Annotated in this window: 26 protein-coding genes and 1 riboswitch; of the genes, 21 read left to right on the forward strand and 5 right to left on the reverse strand. The window is 58.7% G+C overall.

Going from position 1 to position 22885, the window contains the following annotated elements; genetic code table 11:
* The first annotated feature begins 41 nt into the window (after positions 1-41).
* Complete coding sequence (locus tag C7964_RS12040) at positions 42-572, forward strand: REP-associated tyrosine transposase (RefSeq protein ID WP_110279895.1); 531 nt, start codon at positions 42-44, stop codon at positions 570-572.
* Here the strand turns inward: C7964_RS12040 and C7964_RS12045 are convergent.
* Positions 511-1374, reverse strand: coding sequence for a glycosyltransferase family protein (locus C7964_RS12045; RefSeq protein WP_110279896.1), 864 nt, complete (start codon positions 1372-1374; stop codon positions 511-513). The genes C7964_RS12040 and C7964_RS12045 overlap by 62 nt on opposite strands.
* Positions 1375-1487: 113 nt before the next feature.
* Between C7964_RS12045 and miaB the strand changes: the two genes are divergently transcribed.
* Complete coding sequence (gene miaB, locus C7964_RS12050) at positions 1488-2795, forward strand: tRNA (N6-isopentenyl adenosine(37)-C2)-methylthiotransferase MiaB (protein WP_110279897.1); 1308 nt, start codon at positions 1488-1490, stop codon at positions 2793-2795.
* A gap of 18 nt (positions 2796-2813) precedes the next feature.
* Here the strand turns inward: miaB and C7964_RS12055 are convergent, their stop codons facing one another.
* The gene (locus C7964_RS12055) at positions 2814-3794 is read right to left on the reverse strand and encodes a zinc transporter ZntB (RefSeq protein WP_110279898.1); all 981 of its coding nucleotides are present in this window, start codon (positions 3792-3794) and stop codon (positions 2814-2816) included.
* Between the two features lie 271 nt (positions 3795-4065).
* Between C7964_RS12055 and C7964_RS12060 the strand changes: the two genes are divergently transcribed.
* The 19 genes from C7964_RS12060 to C7964_RS12150 all read left to right on the forward strand — a co-directional run bounded on the left by C7964_RS12060 (position 4066) and on the right by C7964_RS12150 (position 20603).
* Entirely contained in the window at positions 4066-5079 is a 1014-nt protein-coding gene (locus C7964_RS12060) for a PhoH family protein (RefSeq protein WP_110279899.1), read from the forward strand.
* Positions 5076-5564 (forward strand): rRNA maturation RNase YbeY, encoded by a 489-nt coding sequence (gene ybeY / locus C7964_RS12065; RefSeq protein WP_110279900.1) that lies wholly within the window; start codon positions 5076-5078, stop codon positions 5562-5564. Before C7964_RS12060 ends, ybeY begins: the two co-directional genes overlap by 4 nt.
* A gap of 33 nt (positions 5565-5597) precedes the next feature.
* Positions 5598-6485, forward strand: coding sequence for a transporter associated domain-containing protein (locus C7964_RS12070; protein ID WP_110279901.1), 888 nt, complete (start codon positions 5598-5600; stop codon positions 6483-6485).
* Complete coding sequence (gene lnt / locus C7964_RS12075; RefSeq protein ID WP_110279902.1) at positions 6478-7977, forward strand: apolipoprotein N-acyltransferase; 1500 nt, start codon at positions 6478-6480, stop codon at positions 7975-7977. Before C7964_RS12070 ends, lnt begins: the two co-directional genes overlap by 8 nt.
* Positions 7978-8010: 33 nt before the next feature.
* Positions 8011-8058, forward strand: a riboswitch (SAM-SAH riboswitch).
* A gap of 7 nt (positions 8059-8065) precedes the next feature.
* Complete coding sequence (gene metK, locus C7964_RS12080; RefSeq protein ID WP_110280253.1) at positions 8066-9247, forward strand: methionine adenosyltransferase; 1182 nt, start codon at positions 8066-8068, stop codon at positions 9245-9247.
* 110 nt (positions 9248-9357) lie between these two features.
* Positions 9358-10071, forward strand: a complete 714-nt coding sequence (gene trmB, locus C7964_RS12085; protein WP_110279903.1) for a tRNA (guanosine(46)-N7)-methyltransferase TrmB — start codon at positions 9358-9360, stop codon at positions 10069-10071.
* A 108-nt stretch (positions 10072-10179) separates the two neighbouring features.
* Positions 10180-11532, forward strand: a complete 1353-nt coding sequence (gene aroA / locus C7964_RS12090; protein WP_110279904.1) for a 3-phosphoshikimate 1-carboxyvinyltransferase — start codon at positions 10180-10182, stop codon at positions 11530-11532.
* Positions 11529-12137 carry a (d)CMP kinase gene (gene cmk, locus C7964_RS12095; RefSeq protein ID WP_110279905.1) on the forward strand — a complete coding sequence of 203 codons (609 nt, stop codon included), beginning with the start codon at positions 11529-11531 and terminating at the stop codon, positions 12135-12137. Before aroA ends, cmk begins: the two co-directional genes overlap by 4 nt.
* An 87-nt stretch (positions 12138-12224) precedes the next feature.
* Positions 12225-12743, forward strand: a complete 519-nt coding sequence (locus tag C7964_RS12100; RefSeq protein ID WP_110279906.1) for a hypothetical protein — start codon at positions 12225-12227, stop codon at positions 12741-12743.
* Positions 12744-12756: 13 nt separating this feature from the next.
* The gene (locus C7964_RS12105; protein ID WP_110279907.1) at positions 12757-13383 is read left to right on the forward strand and encodes a chloramphenicol acetyltransferase; all 627 of its coding nucleotides are present in this window, start codon (positions 12757-12759) and stop codon (positions 13381-13383) included.
* Positions 13384-13626: 243 nt separating this feature from the next.
* Positions 13627-15300 (forward strand): 30S ribosomal protein S1, encoded by a 1674-nt coding sequence (gene rpsA, locus C7964_RS12110; protein ID WP_286163917.1) that lies wholly within the window; start codon positions 13627-13629, stop codon positions 15298-15300.
* A gap of 140 nt (positions 15301-15440) precedes the next feature.
* Positions 15441-16208, forward strand: coding sequence for an NAD(P)H-dependent oxidoreductase (locus C7964_RS12115; protein WP_110279909.1), 768 nt, complete (start codon positions 15441-15443; stop codon positions 16206-16208).
* A 239-nt stretch (positions 16209-16447) separates the two neighbouring features.
* Entirely contained in the window at positions 16448-16729 is a 282-nt protein-coding gene (gene ihfB / locus C7964_RS12120) for an integration host factor subunit beta (protein ID WP_055294323.1), read from the forward strand.
* An 84-nt stretch (positions 16730-16813) separates the two neighbouring features.
* The gene (locus tag C7964_RS12125) at positions 16814-17170 is read left to right on the forward strand and encodes a lipopolysaccharide assembly protein LapA domain-containing protein (protein WP_110279910.1); all 357 of its coding nucleotides are present in this window, start codon (positions 16814-16816) and stop codon (positions 17168-17170) included.
* Positions 17170-17817 (forward strand): phosphoribosylanthranilate isomerase, encoded by a 648-nt coding sequence (locus C7964_RS12130; RefSeq protein WP_110279911.1) that lies wholly within the window; start codon positions 17170-17172, stop codon positions 17815-17817. Before C7964_RS12125 ends, C7964_RS12130 begins: the two co-directional genes overlap by 1 nt.
* A 34-nt stretch (positions 17818-17851) precedes the next feature.
* Positions 17852-18085, forward strand: coding sequence for an N-(5'-phosphoribosyl)anthranilate isomerase (locus C7964_RS12135; RefSeq protein WP_110280254.1), 234 nt, complete (start codon positions 17852-17854; stop codon positions 18083-18085).
* A gap of 144 nt (positions 18086-18229) precedes the next feature.
* A complete protein-coding gene (trpB, locus tag C7964_RS12140; RefSeq protein ID WP_110279912.1) occupies positions 18230-19456 on the forward strand; it encodes a tryptophan synthase subunit beta in 1227 nt (408 codons plus the stop codon).
* A 210-nt stretch (positions 19457-19666) separates the two neighbouring features.
* Entirely contained in the window at positions 19667-20098 is a 432-nt protein-coding gene (locus C7964_RS12145; RefSeq protein ID WP_286163918.1) for a PepSY domain-containing protein, read from the forward strand.
* A gap of 25 nt (positions 20099-20123) precedes the next feature.
* On the forward strand, positions 20124-20603 hold the full coding sequence (locus tag C7964_RS12150) for a helix-turn-helix transcriptional regulator (RefSeq protein ID WP_110279913.1): 480 nt from the start codon (positions 20124-20126) through the stop codon (positions 20601-20603).
* Here C7964_RS12150 and C7964_RS12155 read toward each other — a convergent pair whose 3' ends face one another.
* The 3 genes from C7964_RS12155 to pth all read right to left on the reverse strand — a co-directional run bounded on the left by C7964_RS12155 (position 20604) and on the right by pth (position 22759).
* Positions 20604-20987: a DUF2237 family protein gene (locus C7964_RS12155; RefSeq protein WP_110279914.1), complete on the reverse strand. Its 384-nt coding sequence runs from the start codon at positions 20985-20987 to the stop codon at positions 20604-20606. It lies immediately after the preceding gene.
* 69 nt (positions 20988-21056) lie between these two features.
* Entirely contained in the window at positions 21057-22088 is a 1032-nt protein-coding gene (locus C7964_RS12160) for a DUF2332 domain-containing protein (protein WP_110279915.1), read from the reverse strand.
* On the reverse strand, positions 22085-22759 hold the full coding sequence (gene pth / locus C7964_RS12165; RefSeq protein WP_110279916.1) for an aminoacyl-tRNA hydrolase: 675 nt from the start codon (positions 22757-22759) through the stop codon (positions 22085-22087). Before pth ends, C7964_RS12160 begins: the two co-directional genes overlap by 4 nt.
* Between the last annotated feature and the right edge of the window lie 126 nt (positions 22760-22885).

A 22885-nucleotide genomic window follows, 5' to 3' on the forward strand; every position in this document is an offset into this window, starting at 1 on the left:
AGTTTCATAAATAATTAACCGATATTTGAGACAGTCGTCGCATGTCTCATTACCGTCGTCTTTACGTGCCGGGTGGCACCTATTTCTTTACCGTCCGCTTGCAGGATCACCGGTCCGATCTCTTGGTGTCGCAGATTGACCTGTTACGTGACGCGATGCGTCTTTGCCGCAAGCGCTGGCCGTTTGAGATTGAGGCCGCAGTGATCCTTCCCAACAAGCTGCATATGATCTGGACGTTGCCGGACGGGGATGCCGATTTTTCCAAACGCTGGCTGCTGATTAAATCAAGTTTTTCGCGCCATGCACCTGCGCCTGCCTATATTCCAGAGAGCCACCGCAAAGGCGGCGAAAAGGGCATTTGGCAGCGCCGGTTCTGGGAACATCTGATCCGCGACGCGGATGATTTGGCGCTGCATATGCACTTGATCCGGTCAGCGCCAATCCATGCCGGTTTGGTCAAAAGACCAAGCGATTGGCCTTATTCATCACTGCATTATCCAAAGAAGCAGTTTAGAACCACTGCCCCGGTTCCATCAGCCCCAAATCCAGAAGCTGTTGTGAGTGCCAGCTGAAACGCTGGGACTGTGGCCAGTGAAAGGTTGTGATGGCTGACCGGCTGCCCGGGTTGCGCCGCAGGGCCTTGGCCGTCCGGAACGAGCCGATCGCGGCAGAAAGATTATTGTGCCACGGGCAGGAATAGGTGTTGTATTCAGCGATATTGAATCCCCGATCCGCCAGCATTTCCAGACCGGGCTGCGCGCGGAAAAATGAAATCCTGTCGGTCCGTTGGCGCAGTTTCGGGATATGCTCTTCGAACCGCCACCGCAGCCCGCCAAAGACATTGACCTGCCGCTCGAGTGTTTCGCCATCATCATCTGCGCGGGCGAGCGCATAGTAGCCGGATTTGTCGAAATGGGCGCCGTCGTGATCAACACCGTCAGGATGGGTCGTCAGGTCTTTGGCATAGAGATCGACGACAGAACTCATCACTGTGTCGCGCCGTTCCTCGCGCATGAATGTCAGCATCTCGCCTACGCTGCGGGTCTCGCAGAACGGGTAGAAAAGATATTCCGCATTATAACAATAATAGAGCCACTGGTCCGGCAGCGCCTTGATCATCGCATTGACGATCACTTGCAAAGCGTCCTCAGCGCTGACGTCAAAATCGACACGGTCCACGGTGTCGGGCAGGTCGGTTGGCAACGTCTGCCGGGGCGCACAAAAGGCGAGAATGCGGGCGAAACCTGCGTTGGTATGGTGGGCAATCGTGCGTGCAACCGCAACATCATCCTCGATCAGGATCAAGGCAACAGGGCCTTTGGGCGGGCTGCGTCGAAGATCGCCCGAGAGTGCGGAAATGGATGGGTAATGCATAAAACTCGCTTCGTCGAAAGGCAGGGTGCAAAATCGGTGATATCGGGCCGCATTGCAAGCATTCCGCCAAGTCGTTAGAAGGCCCGAGTTATCCTAACCCGAGAGCAGCCCCCATGTCCGCGCCAAAGAAGCTTTATATCAAGACCTATGGTTGTCAGATGAACGTCTATGACAGCGAACGCATGGCCGAGGCGCTGGGCGGTAAGGGCTATGTGGAAACAACCACACCGGATGACGCGGATATGATTCTGCTCAATACCTGCCACATTCGCGAAAAGGCCGCCGAAAAGGTCTATTCCGAACTGGGCCGGTTCAAAGGGCTGAAGGCTGCAAACCCCGATCTGAAAATCGGTGTCGCGGGTTGTGTGGCACAGGCCGAGGGTGAAGAGATCATCCGCCGCCAGCCGATGGTTGATCTGGTGGTGGGCCCGCAAAGCTATCACCGTTTGCCAGCGATGGAAGAGGCGGTGCAGAGCGGGGCCAAGGCGCTGGACACCGATTTTCCTGACGATGACAAGTTTGATACGCTGAAAACACGCGCCAAGGCCAAGCGCGGGCCGACCGCTTTCCTGACCGTGCAGGAAGGTTGCGACAAATTCTGCGCGTTTTGTGTCGTGCCCTATACGCGCGGTGCCGAGGTGTCGCGTCCGGCGGATCGGATCATTCGCGAGGCGCAGGAACTGGTGGAAAGCGGTGTGAAGGAAATCACGCTCCTGGGCCAGAATGTGAACGCCTATCACGGGCATGAGGGTGGCTTGGCAGGGCTGATCTGGGCGCTGGACAAGGTGGACGGGTTGGAGCGTATCCGTTTCACCACTTCCCACCCCAATGACATGGATGATGCGTTGATCGAAGCGCATGGCACTTGCGATAAACTGATGCCTTATCTGCATTTGCCGGTGCAATCAGGGTCGGACCGGATTTTGAAGGCGATGAACCGCAAGCATACCGCCGAGAGTTATCTGGCGTTGATCGCACGTATTCGCGCGGCGCGGCCTGACCTGCTGTTGTCGGGTGATTTCATTGTGGGCTTCCCCGGTGAGACGGAGCAGGATTTTGAAGACACCATGCAGCTGGTGCGCGATGTCCACTATGGGCAAGCCTATTCGTTCAAATACTCTACCCGTCCGGGCACGCCTGCCGCTGAAAAGCCGCAGCTGCCCGAGGATGTGATGCATGACCGTTTGCAGCGCTTGCAGGCGCTCTTGCGTGAACAACAGCAGGCGACGCAGGCTGCCATGGTCGGCCGCGACGTGAAGGTCTTGTTTGAAAAGGCAGGGCGTGAAGCGGGCCAGATGATCGGCAAGTCCGAGTATCTGCATGCGGTTTATGCCGATGCGCCAGCGGATGTGCTGGGGCAGGTGCGCGCGGTGCGGATTATCGAGGACAGCCCGAATTCGCTCAAAGGTATTTTGGTGTAAGGTGGATTGAGATCCACCTTACGTGCGGAACAGTCCCAGCTTGCGGAAAAGCAGGACCAAAAGGCCGGCAAGGCCGGCAATCAGCAAACAGACGGCCCAGAATGCCCGCGGATCATCCACACCGGGCATGCCGCCCACATTGATGCCCAGCAATCCGGTCAACAGCCCCAAGGGCAGGAAGATCGCCGAGACGATCGAGAGCAGCAGCATGCGCTGGTTCATCGCTTCGGCGCGGTTGTCCATGATCTGGTCATGCACGATCTGCGCTCGGTCACGGATCGCATCGAGTTCCTCGCCAAAGCGCTGCACCCGTTCCGCCGCCTCGCGCAGGCGCGCGCGATCATGGTTGTCCAGCCAGCCGATATCTTCGATTTCCAGCGTGGTCAGCGCGTCGCGTTGCGGCACGAAATAGCGGCGCAACACGATGGCTTTGCGCCGCAAGCCGCCAAGGCGCGCGCGTGACACACGGGCCTTCGGGTCAATGACCGCCTCTTCCAGCGTGTCGATTTCCTCGTTCAGGGTTGCCACGACCGGTTCGGCCCGATCTGTCAGACGCAATGCCAGTTTCGCCACGAAATCGCCGGGTGATCGCGGGGCCTCGCCGCGTGTCACCGTCTCGGCCAGATCCTGCACTGCAAAAAGAGGACGCCCCCAAACCCCGATCACGCGCTGATGTTCCAGCCAGAGCCGCACCGACACCATGTCTTCTGGTTCTGCATCAGGGTTCAGGTTCACACCGCGCAGGTTCAAGAGCACGCCGTTGCCGTGCACGGTGCAGCGCGGGCGGGTTTCGTCAGCGGTCAGGGCGGCGATTACAAAGTGATCCAGCCCTGCCTCGGCCAGTAACGCGGGCGTCGCTGCGTCCGCTCTGTTCAGGTGCAGCCACCCAAAGCCGGGTGGGGCGAGCGTCGCGATGGTTGCGACGAATTCTGCGGGGGTGACGGGCGTGCCGCTGCCTGATCCGGAGAAGACAAAGCTTATCGAATCTCTCTCCACCATTGCTGTGCTCTCCTCTTGGGGCAGATCCACCTGTCCGGCTGTGGTTCTGGCCCTTCTTGCAGCAGTTTGCGCAAGTTTATAGCATTTGGCAATTTGCGTCTCGGGCAGGGTGTTTTGTCGGGGTATCAAAGGTTTAAGGTGGCAGAACGCCGCGCCGCACCTACATCGTGTCGCACAGGGCGCAATCAAAAACAGCTCTTTGCGCAAAGAGCCTTGCGCCTTGTGTCTGCACTTGCCACGATACCTACATATAGACGAAGAGGAGAGCTGATTGGCCACCGGTGCCCTGACCCCACCCGCTGACGTTGCGACAGAATCCCTGTTGGAATTCCCTGACAACTTTTTGCTGATCGATCTTTGCGGCGAATATGACCGCAACCTGACCACCATCGAAGACAGACTTGGCGTGCAGATTCTGCGTCGTGGCAACCAGTTGGCTGTCATCGGGGACCATGATGCGCGCGTCGAGGCGACGCAGGTGCTGGGCGCGCTTTACAGCCGGCTCGAGGCGGGCCGTTCGCTGGAGCCGGGTGATCTGGACCGCGAATTGCGCATGGGGGCCGAGCCGATGTTCGATCCTGTCCGCAGTGGTGACCAGATCGAGCTGTTCAAGGGTGAGACAGAGCGGGTCGAGATCAAGACACGCAAGAAGCTGGTCGAGCCGCGCACCGATGCGCAAAAGGCCTATGTAAAGGCGCTTTTTGCCAATGAGCTTGCCTTTGGTATCGGGCCTGCGGGAACCGGTAAGACCTATCTGGCCGTGGCCGTTGGCGTGAATATGTTGATCAGCGGGCATGTGGACAAGATTATCCTGTCGCGCCCTGCGGTCGAGGCGGGCGAGAAACTTGGCTATCTGCCCGGTGACATGAAGGACAAGGTCGATCCTTATATGCAGCCGCTTTATGATGCGCTGAACGATTTTCTGCCGGGCAAACAATCGGCCAAAATGATCGAGGAAAAGGTGATCGAGATCGCGCCTTTGGCCTTTATGCGGGGGCGGACCCTGTCCAATGCCTTTGTGGTACTGGACGAGGCGCAGAACGCGACCACAATGCAGATGAAGATGTTCCTGACCCGTCTGGGCGAGGGGTCGCGCATGGTGATCACCGGTGACCGCACGCAGATCGATTTGCCCCGCGGTGTAAATTCGGGGCTGTGGGATGCGGAACGTTTGCTCAAGAATATTCCCAAGATAAGCTTTGACTACTTCACGGCCAAAGATGTCGTACGCCATCCGCTGGTTGCTGCGATCATCGAGGCCTATGAGGCGGATGACCCAAGGTGAGCGTCGACTGCGTTGTTGAAGATGACCGCTGGGGCGATATCGACGCGCTGGCGCAATTGGCCTGCGATGCGGCACTTGAACGGCTGGGGTTGGAGCCTTCGGTGTTTGAAATCAGCGTGCTGGCTTGTGATGACGCGCGGATCACGGCGTTGAACGCCGATTTCCGCGACAAACCCGCGCCCACCAATGTGCTGAGCTGGCCGTCAGAGGAGCGCGGTGCCGCGATAGATGGTGAAATGCCTCTGCCGCCGCAGCCCGTGCCGGACCCTGAACTGGGTGATATTGCGATTGCCTATGACACCTGTGCGCGCGAAGCAGCCGAGGCAGGCAAGTCTTTGCGCGATCACACGCTTCATTTACTTGTTCATGGCACCCTGCATTTATTGGGTTTCGATCACGAACGTGACCGCGACGCCACCTTAATGGAGGGCTTGGAGATAGAGATACTTGGCAAACTGGGTGTTCCTGACCCATATAGGGAGTAATCGGGTCGTTTGACCCACATAGGTAAGGATAAAATGGGCGACACAGACGAAGGACCGTCTAGCGCTGCGCAAAGCGCGCAGCAGGATGAGACGGAGACCTCTCCAGGGCTTTTTTCACGTTTGGTGAACGTGTTTACTGGGCCCGCGACATCAGAAGAAAACCATGAGGCACCACGTGAAAACGTGAATGCAGCAGGCGCGATGTTGGGGATGCTGAATTTGCGCCGGATGCGTGTCGAGGACGTGTCGATCCCCAAGCCTGATATTGTGGCTGTTCCTGTCACCATTACAAAGGATGAACTGGTTGAGGTGTTCCGGACCAGCGGCCTGACCCGTTTGCCGGTGTATGACGGCACGCTGGATACGCCCATCGGGATTGCCAACCTCAAGGATTTTGCGCTGCGCCACGGGTTCAACGGCAATCGTCAGGAACTGGACCTGCGCGAGATGGTGCGGCCCTTGATCTTTGTTCCCCCGTCGATGCCACTGGGTGTGTTGCTGCAAAAGATGCAGGCCGAGCGTATCCACATGGCACTGGTCATTGATGAATACGGAGGGACTGACGGGCTGGTCACGATCGAGGACGTCATCGAACAGGTCGTCGGCGAGATCGAGGACGAACACGATATCGAAGAGGCCAAGAGCTGGGTGCTTGAAAAACCCGGTTGTTATCTGGCCCAGGCCCGCACCGATCTGGATGATTTCGAGGCCGAGATCGGTTTGAACCTGACCGAGGCCGAGGAAATCGACGAGGAAGAAATCGACACGCTGGGCGGGTTGGTGACTATGCTTGCTGGCCATCTGCCTGCGCGCGGCGAGGTCATCGTGCACCCCGCCGGTCCCGAATTCGAAGTTGTGGATGCAGACCCGCGCCGGATCAAACGGTTGCGCGTCCGCCTGACACCGGCCAGCAATGGCTAACATTGGCGTGCAGTTTGCTGCGCGCGGGGCGTTGTTGCGGCTTGTCGCGTTTGCGGCTTTAGGGGCCGTGGCGGGATTGGGCCAAGCGCCTTTTGACCTGTGGCCACTGACGATCCTTGCGCTGGGCGTGGTGTTTGCCGTCTATCTGCAGGCGCTTTCGCGCCGTCAGACTGTGTTTCATGCATGGGCTTTCGGGTTCGGCTATTTTGCCTTCAGCCTGCGCTGGATTGTCGAGCCATTCCTCGTTGATATTGAGCGCCACGGATGGATGGCCCCTTTTGCGCTGTTTTTGATGGCGGCAGGGGCTGCAATTTTCTGGGCGCTGGCGGCCTGGGTGGCATCAAGGCTCGCGCCGCGCAGTCCGGTTATGTTTGCCCTCGCGCTGGTCGGCGCCGAGGTGTTGCGTTCCCTGATCCTGACAGGGTTCCCTTGGGCTTTGCTGGGCCATGTCTGGGTGACAACAGGGCTGGCGCAGGTCGTGGCCTATGGCGGCCCCCACTTGCTCACGCTTCTCACGGTGCTTTGCGGGCTGGCTGTCGCGGCCCTGATGGGGCCCGCGCGTATTGTGGGGCTTGTGGTTCTGGGGCTGGTGCTGGCGTTGTCCTTTGTCCTGCGCCCCGGACCGGCGGGACAGCCGTCCGGTGATCTGCCAATCGTGCGTCTGGTGCAGCCCAATGCCCCGCAAGAGCAGAAATGGGACCCTGCCTTCACGGATGTTTTCCTGCGCCGCCTGACCACCTATAGCGCCGAAGGCCCTGTGCCTGATCTGGTTGTCTGGCCTGAAACGGCCGTTCCCTACCTGTTGAACCATATTGATGATGATCTGGGCTTTCTGGCCGATTCCGCGCGCGGTGCACCGCTTGTTTTCGGTATCCAGCGGCGCGATGCCGCAGCACGGGCCTATAACAGTCTGGTCGTTGTAGGCCCTGGCGGGGCGGTGCAAAGCATCTATGACAAGCGCCATCTTGTGCCCTTTGGTGAATATATGCCGGGTGCCCGGCTCTTGGGACAGGTGGGCGCGACAGGGCTTGCCCGCAATCTTGGCGTCGGCTTTACGCCGGGTGCGACGCCCGGGCCGGTTGATTTGCCCGGAATTGGCGCTGCGGTGCCGCTGATTTGCTATGAAGGAATTTTTGCCGAGGAAATCACCTATGGCGATACCCGCCCGCGGTTGTTGTTGCTGATCACGAATGATGCATGGTTCGGTGAGGCCGCAGGCCCGCACCAGCATTTGGCCCAGGCGCGGCTGCGTGCGATCGAGCAGGGTTTGCCGATGGTGCGCGTTGCCAACACCGGCATCAGCGCGATGATTGATCCCAAAGGGCGCATTACTGCCGCATTGCCGCTGGGTGTTGATGGCGCGATTGATGCGCCTTTACCTGCGGCGCTTGCAGCGACACCTTATAGCAGATGGGGCGATCTGCCGGTTGTCCTGATGGTGCTTTTGTTCATCTTTGGCGGTTATTTCAGGGCCAGACGCGATAGCGATTGACCTAGCAGCGGGCACACCATATCGGGGTGTTCGATTCTGTCACAACGGCTTCCTGACGTGGCGGTATAACTTAATGGAGCACATCCCGATGACGCGTAACAATTACATCTTCACCTCTGAATCCGTTTCAGAGGGGCATCCTGATAAGGTCTGCGACCGCATTTCCGACAGTATTCTGGACGCATTCCTGACCGAAGAACCTGAAGCGCGTGTCGCTTGTGAGACCTTTGCCACGACAAACCGCGTGGTGATCGGCGGCGAAGTGGGGCTGTCTGACCAGTCGAAGCTGAAGGACCATATGGCGCGGATCGAGGATATTGCGCGCGCCTGCATCAAGGACATCGGATACGAGCAGGACAAGTTCCATCACGCGACCTGCGAGATTACGAACCTGCTGCATGAACAGTCCGCGCATATTGCCCAAGGTGTGAATGCATCCGACACCAAAGAAGAAGGTGCGGGCGATCAGGGGATCATGTTCGGCTATGCCACAACGGAAACCGATGCGCTTATGCCGGCCCCGATCCAATATGCCCACGCGATCCTGCGCCGTCTGGCAGAGGTGCGCAAATCCGGCGAAGAACCGACGCTCCGCCCTGATGCCAAAAGCCAGGTGTCGCTGCGGTATGAAAACGGCAAACCGGTTGAGGCCATGTCTATCGTGCTGTCGACCCAGCACAGTGATGAAAACCAGACGAGCGCGGATATCCGTGCGATTGTAGAGCCTTATATTCGCGAGGTGATGCCTGAGGGCTTGATTACCGCGCGGACCGAATGGTGGGTGAACCCGACAGGCACATTCGTCATCGGTGGTCCTGACGGCGATGCCGGTCTGACGGGCCGCAAGATTATCGTAGATACCTACGGTGGTGCGGCCCCGCATGGTGGTGGGGCCTTCTCTGGCAAAGACCCGACCAAGGTGGACCGGTCTGCGGCCTATGCATCGCGCTATCTGGCCAAGAACGTAGTGGCCGCTGGCATGGCGGAGCGCTGCACGATCCAGTTGAGCTATGCAATCGGTGTGGCCAAGCCTTTGTCGATCTATGCCGATACCCATGGCACAGGCGAGGTCGATCCGGCGGCGATCGAGCGTGCAATTGCACAGGTCATGGATCTGACGCCGCGCGGTATCCGTGAGCATCTGGGCCTGAACAAGCCGATTTATGAGCGCACAGCGGCTTACGGTCACTTTGGTCGTGCGCCGGATGCGGATGGCGGGTTCAGCTGGGAGCGGACCGATCTTGTTGAGGCGCTCAAGCGCGCTGTCTGATCAAGGTAGGGTGGGTCAAGACCCACCTTACAGTTTGCACGGTGCGTAGGGTGGATCTCGATCCACCCTGCTGATTGCGAAAGCTGCGCACCCTTGCTAAAGCCCCGCCTATGAGCAAAACCAATCATCCCTCGGGCGCCCCGTGGCGCAATTTCTATGGCCGCTTTCGTGGCAAGACGATCCGTGCCGCCCAGCACGATTATCTTGAGAACGATCTTGCGCCGCTTTCGCCCGGACCGATCAGTTGGGAAGAAAATCCCGACCGGACGCCGCTTGCGCTGGATGGTGTTTTTGGTGGCAAGGACATCTGGTTGGAAATCGGCTTTGGCGGCGGGGAGCATCTGGTGCATATGGCACAGACCTATCCCGACATTGGTCTGATCGGCTGTGAGCCGTTTATCAACGGTGTCGCCATGCTTCTGGGCAAGATCCGCAAGGCTGATGTGGACAATCTGCGGGTTCACCCCGGCGATGTGCGTGATCTGTTCGACGTCTTGCCTGATGCGACGCTGTCAAAGGTGTTTCTGAACTACCCCGATCCCTGGCCCAAGAAGCGCCACCACCGCCGCCGGTTTGTCACCCCGGAGCATCTTGCCCCTTTGCACCGTGTGATGAAACCGGGAGCTGAGTTGCGCGTGGCGACCGACATCAAGGACTATGTCCGCCAGACGCTGGAGCAGGTGCCTTCGCATGGGTTTGAATGGCTGGCCGAGGGGCCTGACGATTGGCGCGCGCCATGGGCGGACTGGGTGTCGACACGCTATGAGCAGAAGGCGCTCCGTGAAGGCCGGACACCGCATTATCTGACCTTCCGTCGGGTGTGAGCGTCGGACCCTCCGGGGGGAGTATTTCCGGCAAGATGATAAGACAGGTGATAGACCCGGCGAACGCGCTGCGCTATCAACCGCCCGAGTTAAGAAGGAAGATTGCCAATGTCCGGTCACGGCACCCCGATCCCCATGATATCGCACCCCTGTGGCCCCTTGGTGGGCGAGGCGCATGTGCCGGGTGACAAGTCGATTTCGCACCGGTCGCTGATTTTGGGGGCGATGTGTATTGGCGAGACGCGGATCACCGGTCTTCTGGAAGGTGAGGACGTGCTGGATACCGCCAAGGCGATGCAGGCCTTCGGGGCGACGGTGACCAATTATGGTGACGGTGCGTGGACTGTCAGTGGCGTGGGTGTTGGCGGGTTTGCCGAGCCTGATTGCGTGATTGATTGCGGCAATTCCGGTACGGGTGTGCGCCTGATCATGGGGGCTGCGGCGACCTCGCCCATTACCGTGACCTATACCGGTGATGCGTCGCTGAACGGGCGGCCGATGGGGCGGGTGACTGATCCGCTGGCGCTTTTCGGGGCGCAGGCCGTGGGGCGTGCCGGTGGGCGTTTGCCGATGACCATTGTGGGTGCGCGCGCCCCTGTGCCAGTGCGCTATGTCGTGCCGGTTCCGTCGGCGCAGGTCAAATCGGCCGTTTTGCTGGCGGGTCTGAATGCCCCGGGGCAGACCGTTGTGATCGAAAAAGAAGCGACGCGGGATCATACAGAACGGATGCTGCAGGGCTTTGGTGCGACGTTAAGTGTTGAAGAAACTGACGAAGGCCGGGTGATTACCCTTGATGGACAGCCCGAATTGATCCCGCAGACGATTGTTGTGCCGCGTGATCCGTCATCGGCGGCCTTTCCGGTCTGTGCGGCAATTATTACGCCGGGTTCGGATGTTCTGGTGCCCAATATCGGGTTGAACCCGACGCGGGCGGGGCTGTTCACCACATTGCAGGAAATGGGGGCTGATCTGGTCTATGAGAATATGCGCGAGGAGGGGGGCGAGCCTGTTGCCGACCTGCGGGCGAAATTCTCGCCTGATTTGCGGGGTATCGCTGTGCCGCCCGCGCGCGCGGCGAGCATGATTGATGAATATCCGGTGCTGTCGGTCGTCGCGGCTTTTGCGCAAGGCGTCACGGATATGCAGGGCGTCAAGGAATTGCGCGTCAAGGAAAGCGACCGGATTGATGCGATGGCCAAGGGCCTGCGTGCGGCCGGTGTGACAGTAGATGAAGGCCCTGATTGGTGGAAAGTTACAGGCTTGGGTCACGGCAACGTACCGGGTGGTGTGACTGTGGCCAGCCAGCTGGATCACCGCATCGCGATGGCGTTCATGGTTATGGGCATGGCCACGCAAAAGCCGATGCGCGTGAATGATGGCAGCCCGATTGCCACCTCTTTCCCGATATTCGAGGACCTGATGGGTGCGCTGGGCGCGCAGATTGTACGTGCCGAGGCATGAGCTTTATCGTCGCCATTGATGGTCCTGCCGCGGCGGGCAAGGGCACGATTTCCAAGGCGGTTGCGGCGCATTTCGGTTTTGCGCATCTTGATACGGGGCTGCTCTATCGTGCGGTTGGCGCCAAAGTGATTGCAGGGGCGGAACCGGTTGCCGCCGCCCGCACGCTTGATCCTGTTGATCTTGAGAATGACAGCCTGCGGACAGCCGCCGTTGCGCAAGCGGCCAGCGAGGTGGCGGTGATCCCCGACGTGCGTGCCGCACTCGTGGCGTTCCAGCGCAGCTTTGCAGGGCGTGACGGTGGTGCGGTGCTGGACGGGCGTGATATCGGGACGGTCATTTGTCCTGCTGCGGATGTGAAGCTTTTTGTCACCGCCAGTCCCGAATGCCGTGCCGAACGGCGCTTTCAGGAGCTTTCGGGTAAAGGGACAGACACCACCTTTGAGACGGTGCTGGCGGATGTGAAAGAACGTGACGCACGGGATCAGAACCGTGCGACGGCCCCCCTGGTCCCTGCGGATGACGCGGTGCTGCTGGACACGTCAGAGCTGACTGCCGCACAGGCGATTGCCGCTGCGATCAAGGTCGTCGAGGCGGCGCGCAGCTAAGACGGCACCATGTTTCAATGGTTCACCAATGGTTGCTTTGCCGGTTTGTGAAAGGGTGGTCTAGGCTCATGGGATAAGGAGTTGCCCATGATCCGTTTGCTCGTCGTTATCGCTTTTTTTCTGCCCGCATCGGTGAATGCGCAAGAAGCTGAACCGCCTATGACATTGCCGCGCATGGCCGAGATTGTGCTTGCGCTGGACCCCGAAGCAGAACTTGTGGGGGCGGGCTTTTCGTTGACCATTGATGATATTCCCGTCCTGATTGTCACGGATGTCGGCGCTAACCGGATGCGTGCGATGGTCCCGATACGGTCGGCCGAGACAATGACGCCCGAGGAGATGCGCCGCGTCATGCAGGCCAATTTCGATAGCGCGCTTGATGCCCGTTACGCCGTGGCCGGCGGGCAGCTATGGGGCGTGTTCCTGCATCCGTTCAGGGAATTGGAGCGCAATCAGTTTATTTCTGGTGTGGCGCAGACCGTGAATGTGGCCAAGACCTATGGTTCACTCTACAGCAGTGGGGCCGGACAGTTCGGGGCCGGTGACAGCGGTGATCTGCAACGTGAACTGATCGAAAGACTGCTGGAGAAAGGTCAGGACATCTGACAACACTTGGCGTATGACCTATACGCTTGTTGATCTTCAGACCTGGCCCCGCGCCGCGCAGTTCCGGCTTTTCCGGACCTACCGGCAGCCACATTATGCGACGACCACGCGCATGGATGTGACACATCTGATGCAGCGCAAGGCCGATGGGATTTCACCCTACCGTGCAAGTCTTTATGCAATCGGGGCAGGTTTGCACGCTGTACCGGAACTATGCATGCGTTTCCGCGGTGATACTGTGGTTGCCCATGATATGGTGACGTTATCCATGACCGTGCCGACGGATGCGGGCAGTTTCGGCTATGCCTATGTGCCCTATGTTGCCGATTTTGACACGTTTGAGACGCAGGCGGCGGCGTTGATCGGAGAGGTGGCGAAGGGCGGTGTGCTGCAAGCCAACAGCGGAGAGCGCGATGATCTTGCCTATCTGTCTTGCATGCCGTGGCTGGATTACACGGCGATCAACAACGCGCTGCCCGGGCCGGATGACTGCATTCCGCGGGTGACATGGGGCAAATTTGTTGAGCGGGACGGACGCTGGGATATGGCCATGACGCTTGAGGTGCACCACGCGCTGGTGGATGGCGCGCAGGTGGGCGCGTTTTTTGCGGCGGTGCAGGGGGCATTGACGACGCTTTAGAGCGTTCGACAGCAGCCGTCTTGTCAGCGGAAAATCCCTTGCAAACTTGAAAAAACCCGCCTATACGCCGCCCTGTCGAAGTGTCGAAACAGGCGCGGACGTGAGACTTGAGCGGGGTCGGTAGTAACCGGCCCTGTTGTTTTATGTTCCGCAAAGGATGCAAGTGACCAACCGAAACCCAAAAGACCGGCGGAGACAACCGCACGGCCCGTATAAAACCAAACGTTAGGAAAACGACGCCACATGGCTAATTCAATGGAAGAGTTTGAAGCACTCTTGAACGAAAGCTTCGAAATGGACACGCCGGCCGAAGGGTCTGTTGTCAAAGGCAAAGTCATCGCAATCGAAGCGGGCCAAGCCATCATCGACGTAGGCTACAAGATGGAAGGCCGCGTTGATCTGAAAGAATTCGCAAACCCCGGTGAAGAGGCTGAACTGGCCGTTGGTGACACTGTTGAAGTGTTCCTGCGTCAGGTCGAGAACGCCCGTGGCGAAGCTGTTATCTCCCGCGAGATGGCGCGCCGCGAAGAAGCCTGGGATCGTCTGGAAAAAGCCTATGCTGACGAAGAGCGCGTTGATGGCGCGATCTTTGGCCGCGTAAAGGGTGGTTTCACTGTGGACCTTGGCGGCGCTGTTGCGTTCCTGCCCGGCTCTCAGGTTGATGTCCGCCCCGTGCGTGACGCAGGCCCGTTGATGGGTCTCAAGCAGCCATTCCAGATCCTGAAAATGGACCGCCGTCGTGGCAACATCGTTGTATCGCGTCGCGCGATCCTTGAAGAATCACGTGCCGAGCAGCGCGCCGAAGTTATCGGCAACCTGACCGAAGGCCAGGAAGTTGACGGCGTCGTCAAGAACATCACCGAATACGGTGCGTTCGTTGATCTGGGCGGTGTTGACGGTCTGTTGCACGTCACAGACATGGCATGGCGCCGTGTGAACCACCCCTCCGAGATCCTCACAATCGGTGAGACGATCAAGGTGCAGGTTATCAAGATCAACAAAGACACCCACCGTATCAGCCTTGGCATGAAGCAGCTGCAGGATGATCCATGGGATGCGGTTGAAGCCAAGTTCTCATTGGGTTCCGTGCATCAGGGTCGTGTGACCAACATCACCGATTACGGCGCATTTGTTGAGCTGGAAGCCGGTGTTGAGGGTCTGGTTCACGTCTCTGAAATGTCCTGGACAAAGAAGAACGTACACCCCGGCAAGATCGTGTCCACTTCTCAGGAAGTCGAAGTCATGGTTCTGGAAATCGACAGCGCCAAGCGCCGCGTTTCCCTTGGCCTCAAGCAGACACAGCGCAACCCATGGGAAGTCTTTGCCGAGACACATCCTGAGGGCACCGAAGTGGAAGGCGAAGTCAAGAACATCACCGAATTCGGTCTGTTCATTGGCCTTGAAGGCGACATTGACGGCATGGTTCACCTGTCCGACCTGACATGGGAAGGCCGTGGCGAAGACGTGATCGGTGATTTCCGCAAGGGTGACATTGTCAAAGCCAAGGTTGCTGAAGTCGACGTCGAGAAAGAGCGCATTTCGCTCTCGATCAAGGCGCTCGACGGTGATCCCTTCGCAGAGGCTGTTGGCGGCGTGAAGCGTGGTTCGGTCATCACTGTTGAAGTGACCAAGATCGAAGACGGCGGCATCGAAGTTGACTATGAAGGTGCGAAATCCTTCATCCGTCGTTCCGATCTGTCCCGTGACCGTGCCGAGCAGCGCCCTGAGCGCTTCCAGGTTGGCGACAAGGTTGACGTGCGTGTGACCAACATCGACAGCAAGACCCGCAAGCTGGGTCTGTCGATCAAGGCACGTGAGATCGCGGAAGAGAAAGAAGCAGTCGAGCAGTATGGTTCATCTGATTCCGGTGCATCCTTGGGTGATATCCTTGGTGCGGCTCTGAAGGGCGACGAATAAGCCTCAGGCATTTGCCGACGATTGAATTGACCCCCGCCGCAGGAGACTGCGGCGGGGGTTTTTGTATTGTTTGCGCCCGCTGGACATCCTGCGCCTATCGCGCGTATGCCGTTGGAGCGCATGTACGGCAGAGGTTTGATATGCCCACCACACTCGTTGTTCTCGCACATCCTGATCGCCGCTCGTTCAACGCAGCCTGGGCTGATGCAACGGTGCAGGCGTCAAAGGATGCTGGCCATAAGGTGCTGTGGTCGGACCTTTATGTATTGGGTTTTGATCCGGTCGAGGCTCCATACCACTACGCGGACTGGCCTGAGGACGTCCAGTTTGATCCGCTCAAGGCGCAGGAACGGTCAGCCGCCCGAGGTGTGCTGCCCAAGGACGTGCAGGACGAGGTTGCGAAAATCCGGCAGGCGGACCGTATCATCTTTCACTTTCCGATCTGGTGGTTCTCACCGCCTGCGATCCTGAAAGGCTGGTTCGAGAGGGTTTTGGTCCATGGTGCGTTGCATCGTGTCGATGCGCGGTTTGATGCGGGGCTTTGCACGGATAAGACGGCGTTGTTCTGCGTCACGACCGGCGCGAAAGAGGCTGAATGTGGCTTTGATGGGAAAGAGGGTGATCTTGCGCTTTTGCTGTGGCCCGCAGCCTATACGCTGCGCTATCTTGGCTTCTCTGTGTTGGAGCCTGTCACAGTAAACGGCGTGCATGGTTACCATAGTGGTCAGGGTGCTGATGATCTGCAAGGTCGTCTACGGTCTGTGCTGGCAGATCAGGCCGCTGTGATTGCGGGGTTCGATGCGCGTCCTCGTCTGGCCTTTAACGCTGATCGCGACTTTGACGAGAACGGGCGTCTGCGCGTTGACCGGCCTTCGTATACGCCGTTCATCCGGCACCATAAGGGGTGAAAACAGCCGGATCACATGCGAATCGGTGGGTTCGCGATGATGGGCCAATGTTATGCCGCGGCGAAAGAGCCGGGCAGAATGGCCGCAAATCTAGGTGCCTCGCGCGGTCTTGGCGCCGTAAATAGGCTAAAACGCCGCAATCGCGGTATTTCGTCGACGCCACAAAATGCCTATAGTCTTTTGAAAAGCGGGGACAAACCTGCTGCCATGTGTTCGCTTACTGGTTGGGAGGCCATACTATGATCCGTTCCGAACTGATCCAGAAACTCGCCGACGAGAACCCGCATCTTTATCAACGCGATGTCGAAAAGATTGTGAATACGATTTTTGAAGAGATCATCGAAGCGATGGCGCGTGGTGACCGGGTTGAGCTGCGCGGGTTCGGCGCATTTTCTGTCAAGAAACGTGATCAGCGGATCGGTCGCAATCCCCGGACCGGTGAAGCGGTGGAAGTCGAAGAAAAGCACGTGCCCTTTTTCAAGACAGGCAAGCTGCTACGCGACCGGCTGAACGGCAACTAGACCTTCACAACGCTTTTACAGAATTGAAACGCGTGGCGCGGAATTGCAGTTCACCGCGCCGCTGAACTGCGGTATGCTTTCGACATGAAAACCATTCGCTATGCATTCTGGGCCATCGTTGGCCTTTGTCTTATCCTGATCGGGCTTGCCAATCGTGATGTCGTCACCCTGCGCGCCATGCCAGAGGCGGTCGGTGACCTGCTGGGTCTGGAACCTGATATCCAGCTGCCTTTGTTCGTCGTGATCTTCATCGCAGTCGGTGCCGGTCTGATGATCGGGTTCCTGTGGGAATGGGTGCGCGAACATCGCATCAGGTCCGATGCGCGCGGCAAAGCGCGTGAAGTCGAAGCGCTCAAGCGTGAGGTGGCTCAGCTGCGCGGCGCTGCGGGAACGGGCAAAGACGGCGATGACGTTCTGGCATTGCTTGAAAAGACAGGCTGATGCCGCGCCAGACACGGGTCAAGATCTGCGGGCTTCGTGATGTTGCCGCGGTCAAAGCGGCTGTTGATGCTGGGGCTGCCTATGTCGGGCTCGTGTTCTTTCCGAAATCACCACGCAATGTGACGATCGCAGAGGCAGCGACACTTGCGCTGGCTGTGCCGCCCGGTGTGGCCAAGGTCGCGCTGGTGGTCGATGCCGATAACGCGCTGCTTGATGAGATCACGGCAAATGTCCCGCTGGACATCCTGCAACTGCATGGACATGAAACACCCGAGCGGGTGTCCGAAATCCGGGCCCGTTATGGACTGCCTGTGATGAAAGCGGTCGGTGTCGCCGATGAAAGCGATCTCGCGGAATTGGACAGCTATGCCCGTGTTGCGGATCAGATCCTTGTCGATGCCAAGCCGCCCAAAGATGCGGATCTGCCGGGCGGGAACGGTTTGTCCTTTGATTGGCGTTTGATTGCGGGCCGCCGCTGGCCTGTGCCATGGATGCTGGCCGGTGGCCTGACACCGGACACTGTGGGTGAGGCGATTGCGCTGACAGGGGCCACGCAGGTTGATGTCTCCTCTGGCGTCGAATCCGCGCCCGGCGTCAAGGATGCTGCGTTGATTGCAGCGTTTTGTGCCGCGGCGCAGGCTGATTAAGGCGGCGTTTACCTTCTCAGTGGATGCTGTCGGTATGCAGCACGCGATTCTTCCGCTCTCGCCCGAAGCATGGTTTCGGCATCTATTTTCGTCACAATCGGCGCGCGATGGTGGCGTGGTCCGGCGCAAGGTGCGCGATATGGAACGGATGGTGGGGCGCGACGCGTTCGCAGCGGAAATAAGACGTCGTGGATACTCTGCCGTTGAAAACGCAGGACAGATTATCGTGTTCTGCAATGCCGAACCTGTGAAAGTTGCGGTTGGATAGCCAATTCCTGTGTCAGGAATTGTGGGCAAATCCTCATCAAGGATTTGTTTTCAGACTTTCCATGAAAGTCTGCGACCTGATGGTCGCTTTACCATTCTGACAAGAATCGTTAGGTCTGGCGGGCACAAATAAAGCAGGTGTCCTATGGCCAACGATCTTTTCAACAGCTTCATGACCGGTCCCGACGAAAAGGGCCGTTTCGGCGATTTTGGCGGACGTTTCGTGTCCGAGACGCTGATGCCGCTGATCCTCGAATTGGAAGAGCAGTACGAGCATGCCAAAACCGATGAGACGTTCTGGGCCGAGATGCATGATCTCTGGACCCACTATGTTGGTCGTCCCAGCCCGCTTTACCACGCCGAGCGCCTGACTGCGCATCTGGGTGGTGCCAAGATCTACATGAAGCGCGACGAGTTGAACCACACGGGCGCGCATAAGATCAACAACGTGCTGGGCCAGATCATTCTGGCCCGCCGCATGGGCAAGACCCGCATTATTGCCGAAACCGGTGCAGGGCAGCACGGTGTTGCAACGGCGACGGTTTGTGCGAAATTCGGTCTCAAATGTGTGGTCTATATGGGCGCACATGATGTCGAGCGTCAGGCCCCTAACGTGTTCCGTATGCGCCTTCTTGGTGCAGAGGTGGTTGCGGTGACCTCTGGCCGTGGCACCCTGAAGGATGCAATGAACGATGCGCTGCGCGACTGGGTGACCAACGTGCGTGACACGTTCTATTGCATCGGCACCGTGGCTGGTCCGCACCCATATCCTGCGATGGTGCGTGATTTTCAGGCTATCATTGGTCAGGAGACCAAAGAACAGATGCAGGCTGCCGAGGGCCGGTTGCCCGATACGCTGATTGCGGCGATCGGGGGCGGCTCGAACGCGATGGGTCTGTTTTACCCGTTCCTTGATGACAAAGAGGTCAACATCATCGGCGTCGAGGCCGGTGGTAAAGGTGTGAATGCCAAGATGGAGCACTGCGCCTCTTTGACGGGCGGCCGCCCGGGCGTCTTGCACGGCAACCGCACCTATCTGTTACAGGATGATGTGGGGCAAATCCTTGAGGGCTTCAGTATCTCTGCCGGTCTTGATTACCCCGGCATCGGTCCGGAACATGCCTGGTTGCATGATATTGGCCGCGCGCAATATGTGGCCATCACTGATACCGAGGCATTGGAGGCGTTCCAGCTCTGCTGTGCGCTGGAAGGCATCATTCCGGCGCTGGAACCATCCCACGCTCTTGCCCATGTGATGAAGATTGCACCCGACCTGCCCAAAGACCACCTGCTGGTGATGAATATGTGCGGACGCGGGGACAAAGACATCTTTACCGTGGCCAAACATCTTGGGTTTGACATGAAGGCCTAGGTGCGAGGCGCCTAAACTTTGGTTTAGGCGCGCTGTGCAATGGCTCCCTTGATCAAAGTAAACTGATTATCAATAGGCCCGACTCGCTTTAATGGGCATATTGAGCAGGTCAGGCAGCGTTCCAATGTTGGATATGCGCCAGTGATCGATGGTGAGGTTATCAATGTCGCACGAACAAGAGATGCTCGCATTTGAATGGGAGGCTTCCGCATGTTGAGGAAGATCGTCATTTGTCTCGCGCTTGCGAGCACCCCCCAGCTTGCAGCGGCGCAATCCGTGCAGGATCAGATCGTGTCGCAACTGCGCGATCAGGGTTTTTCCCAGATTACTGTCCAGCGCACATGGCTGGGCCGCGTTCGCGTTGTAGCGCAGCGCGATGACTTGCGCCGTGAGCTAGTCTTTAATCCCCAAACAGGGGAAATCCTGCGCGATTATTGGCGCGAGGATGACGACGATGGTCCGCGTCTTTTCAATCCGGGCGGGTCTGATGACGCGGGCTCGTCCTCTGCTCGCGATGACGACGATGATGACGACGACGATGACGACGACGATGACGACGATGACGACGATGACGACGATGACGACGATGACGACGATGATGATGACGATGACGATGATGACGACGATGACGACGATGACTAGTCCGCTCTGACCAGAGGAAGCCCATTTGTTAAAAGGTCAGTTGGCCATTGTCGTAATTGTTGTGGTGCAGTTCCTCTGCGCGATCTTCTTTGTGTCGCGCATTCTTGCATCGATCCTCGGGATCAGTCCGCTGAGTTGGCAACTTTATGAGTTGGTGGAACTCGGCGCGGCACTTGGCCTTTTGCTCGGGGTCGGTTTTGGTTGGTTCACTTTGCGGCGGACGATGGTGCGCAATGCTGTTGTTGAAGATCAGCTTCGTTTGGCGTCGGGCGCCTTTATGGATGTTCTGGAAGAACGCTTTAGCGCGTGGGAATTGACCCCGGCGGAACGGGATGTGGCGCTGTTTGCCCTGAAGGGCATGTCGACCCAAGAGATCGCAGGCCTGCGCGAGGTTAGCGAAGGCACCATCAAGGCCCAGACAAATGCGATTTACCGCAAAGCCGGTGTCAGCGGGCGCACACAGCTTATGAGCCTTTTTATTGATGACCTGATGGCTAAGGCCTGATCAGTTTTCAGGATCGGGCGCTGCATGCATGTGCAAGACGTCGATCGGCACGATTTCTAGTGCCCGCACATGGGTCGCATGCAGGTTCACTTGTGGCGCGCAGCCTTCTTCGTGGGCTTGTAGAAAGCGGCTTGCACAAAGGCACCACCCGTCCCCTGCCTTCAGCCCCGGAAAACCGAACTCTGGCCGCGGTGTGCTGAGGTCGTTGCCGACGTATTTGGAAAACGCGAGGAACTCATCCGTCATGACGGCGCAAACCGTGTGGCTGCCGTGATCGGCGGCGCAGGTATCGCAGGCCCCGTTGCGAAAGAACCCGGTCATAGGGTCGGTCGAGCAAGGGGCAAGGGTACTGCCGAGAACGTTGAAGGAGGGGTCTTTTTCCATGGTTACTCTGCCTTTCGGTTCGCCATTCTTATGTAGTGTCACTTGCGGGATTTGCCATGGGGTGCGGCGTCAGCTTGCGGTCCACTCCACCCAGCGTCCGTGAAAATCGGCGCGGCCAAGGTGAAGCGTCACATCACCGGGCCAAAGCCGCAGTGTCAGCGCTGCACCCTTTGTGCCGCCGTCGTTTTCCATGCTGAACCATGCCAAAGGCGTGTTTTTGGTCGCCGTGGCGCCGGCCGCTGCGATCAGATCGGTGCCGAGGGCCTGTTTTTCGGCAGGAAAGTACTGCCATGCGACCGTGCTATAGATCAGGTGGGTCTGACCGGGCACATGGGCAAGGCGCGGTGCAAGCCAGTCAATCGCGTCCCCTTCATCGACTGGGGTCTGTGCCGCGCCGATCGCAGCGCGTGTGAGTTCCAACCGCTCTGGCTGGTCCGCCCAGAGATAGGCCTGCAGACGTAACGCATCTGCCGGACAGTGCGGATCAAGCGGGTTGATATCGACGCCGCCGCGTGAAGTGACATGTGGTTTTGCCGCAGGCGGAAGTGGCCCGTCCCAGTCCGGTGAAAGCGTCAGCGCAGGGGCATCCGCACCGAATTTCTGATCCCGAATTGCGAGCGCGTAGGCATCCCAATGTAGGTTCAACCCGCCGCTTGCCCCCAGTTCCGAGGTGCGCAGTGGCAAACCGAAACGCTCTGCCAGAAGTTGACCGACGGCAATCAGCGTTGCCGCGCGCCGCACCTCGTTGGTTTGTGGCGCGCCATCTAGCCATGTGTTGATATGCGCGGCCTCGGACACCAGCGCAGACCTGACGGCACCCCAAAGGGCGGCATCGGAGGCGTCTTGCGGCGGGTAAGCCGCACCAAGCCCAGCGTGCCCCTGCAAATGCAGCGCGTGCAGCGCACCGGCAAGACGCAGTGGTACGGATTGCCCGCGCGGGCTGATATCACCCTGCCATGCGAAAATGCGGTCGGTGACCACACCTGCGGGCCAGTCCATTGCTGCACACAGCGCCATCAGCCGCCCCATGAAGGGTGAGCCGAGGCTGATGCAGGCCTTTGACTGATATAGAAATGCCTCCTGGATCGCGGCGGGTGTCACCGAAAGCGATCCACAAGCTTTTGCATGGCCGAGCGGTTGTCGGGTGCGGGCTCTGGTGCGGGGTCGGGCTTGGCCGCCTTTGGTGTCGATTTCGAGGATCGCGGCGGGGCAACACGCAAGGCGATGGCATTGAGGAACTTGCCTCCGTCACCCGCGATCAAATCCGCGATCCCGTCACTGATCCCGCGCAATTCATCATCAAGCCATTCTGCATCGGACTTGGGGAAATCACGTAGCACATAGCCGGCCACGGCGTCTTTATGTCCCGGATGCCCGATGCCCATGCGCACACGGTCATAGTCCGGTCCGATATGGCCGTGGATCGACCGCAGGCCGTTGTGCCCCGCATGGCCTCCACCGGTTTTCAACCGAACCTTGCCGGGGGCCAGATCGAGTTCGTCGTGAAAGACGATAATGTCATCGGGGGCGAGTTTGAGATAGCGCATCGCCTCGCCCACGGATTGCCCCGAAAGGTTCATGAATGTCTCGGGCTTGAGCAGCGTGACCTTTTCAGACCCAATGCGCCCTTCGCAGGTCTGGCCCTGAAATTTCGACCGCCAGCTGCTGAACCCGTGATCGGCGGCAATGCGGTCCATCGCCATAAACCCGATGTTATGACGGTTTTGCGCGTATTTCGCGCCGGGGTTGCCAAGGCCAACAAGTAATTTCATGGCGTCAGCGTATCTTATGCCGCAGTGCGGCGCCAGAGTGTCTTTGCATTCCGATCCTTGGGGGAAGAACGAAAAAGGGCACCCTGATCAGGATGCCCTTGTCGCCTTGGCGGTTGAACGCTGCGG

The sequence above is a fragment of the Loktanella sp. PT4BL genome (assembly GCF_003201935.1).
Lineage (GTDB): Bacteria > Pseudomonadota > Alphaproteobacteria > Rhodobacterales > Rhodobacteraceae > Yoonia.

Coding starts and splice junctions, on each gene's coding strand:
- C7964_RS12040 (WP_110279895.1), top strand. CDS start 42: ATGTCTCATTACCGTCGTCTTTACGTGCCGGGTGGCACCTATTTCTTT.
- C7964_RS12045 (WP_110279896.1), bottom strand. CDS start 1,374: ATGCATTACCCATCCATTTCCGCACTCTCGGGCGATCTTCGACGCAGC.
- miaB (WP_110279897.1), top strand. CDS start 1,488: ATGTCCGCGCCAAAGAAGCTTTATATCAAGACCTATGGTTGTCAGATG.
- C7964_RS12055 (WP_110279898.1), bottom strand. CDS start 3,794: ATGGTGGAGAGAGATTCGATAAGCTTTGTCTTCTCCGGATCAGGCAGC.
- C7964_RS12070 (WP_110279901.1), top strand. CDS start 5,598: ATGGGCGACACAGACGAAGGACCGTCTAGCGCTGCGCAAAGCGCGCAG.
- lnt (WP_110279902.1), top strand. CDS start 6,478: ATGGCTAACATTGGCGTGCAGTTTGCTGCGCGCGGGGCGTTGTTGCGG.
- metK (WP_110280253.1), top strand. CDS start 8,066: ATGACGCGTAACAATTACATCTTCACCTCTGAATCCGTTTCAGAGGGG.
- trmB (WP_110279903.1), top strand. CDS start 9,358: ATGAGCAAAACCAATCATCCCTCGGGCGCCCCGTGGCGCAATTTCTAT.
- aroA (WP_110279904.1), top strand. CDS start 10,180: ATGTCCGGTCACGGCACCCCGATCCCCATGATATCGCACCCCTGTGGC.
- cmk (WP_110279905.1), top strand. CDS start 11,529: ATGAGCTTTATCGTCGCCATTGATGGTCCTGCCGCGGCGGGCAAGGGC.
- C7964_RS12100 (WP_110279906.1), top strand. CDS start 12,225: ATGATCCGTTTGCTCGTCGTTATCGCTTTTTTTCTGCCCGCATCGGTG.
- C7964_RS12105 (WP_110279907.1), top strand. CDS start 12,757: ATGACCTATACGCTTGTTGATCTTCAGACCTGGCCCCGCGCCGCGCAG.
- rpsA (WP_286163917.1), top strand. CDS start 13,627: ATGGCTAATTCAATGGAAGAGTTTGAAGCACTCTTGAACGAAAGCTTC.
- C7964_RS12115 (WP_110279909.1), top strand. CDS start 15,441: ATGCCCACCACACTCGTTGTTCTCGCACATCCTGATCGCCGCTCGTTC.
- ihfB (WP_055294323.1), top strand. CDS start 16,448: ATGATCCGTTCCGAACTGATCCAGAAACTCGCCGACGAGAACCCGCAT.
- C7964_RS12125 (WP_110279910.1), top strand. CDS start 16,814: ATGAAAACCATTCGCTATGCATTCTGGGCCATCGTTGGCCTTTGTCTT.
- C7964_RS12130 (WP_110279911.1), top strand. CDS start 17,170: ATGCCGCGCCAGACACGGGTCAAGATCTGCGGGCTTCGTGATGTTGCC.
- C7964_RS12135 (WP_110280254.1), top strand. CDS start 17,852: ATGCAGCACGCGATTCTTCCGCTCTCGCCCGAAGCATGGTTTCGGCAT.
- trpB (WP_110279912.1), top strand. CDS start 18,230: ATGGCCAACGATCTTTTCAACAGCTTCATGACCGGTCCCGACGAAAAG.
- C7964_RS12145 (WP_286163918.1), top strand. CDS start 19,667: ATGTTGAGGAAGATCGTCATTTGTCTCGCGCTTGCGAGCACCCCCCAG.
- C7964_RS12155 (WP_110279914.1), bottom strand. CDS start 20,987: ATGGAAAAAGACCCCTCCTTCAACGTTCTCGGCAGTACCCTTGCCCCT.
- pth (WP_110279916.1), bottom strand. CDS start 22,759: ATGAAATTACTTGTTGGCCTTGGCAACCCCGGCGCGAAATACGCGCAA.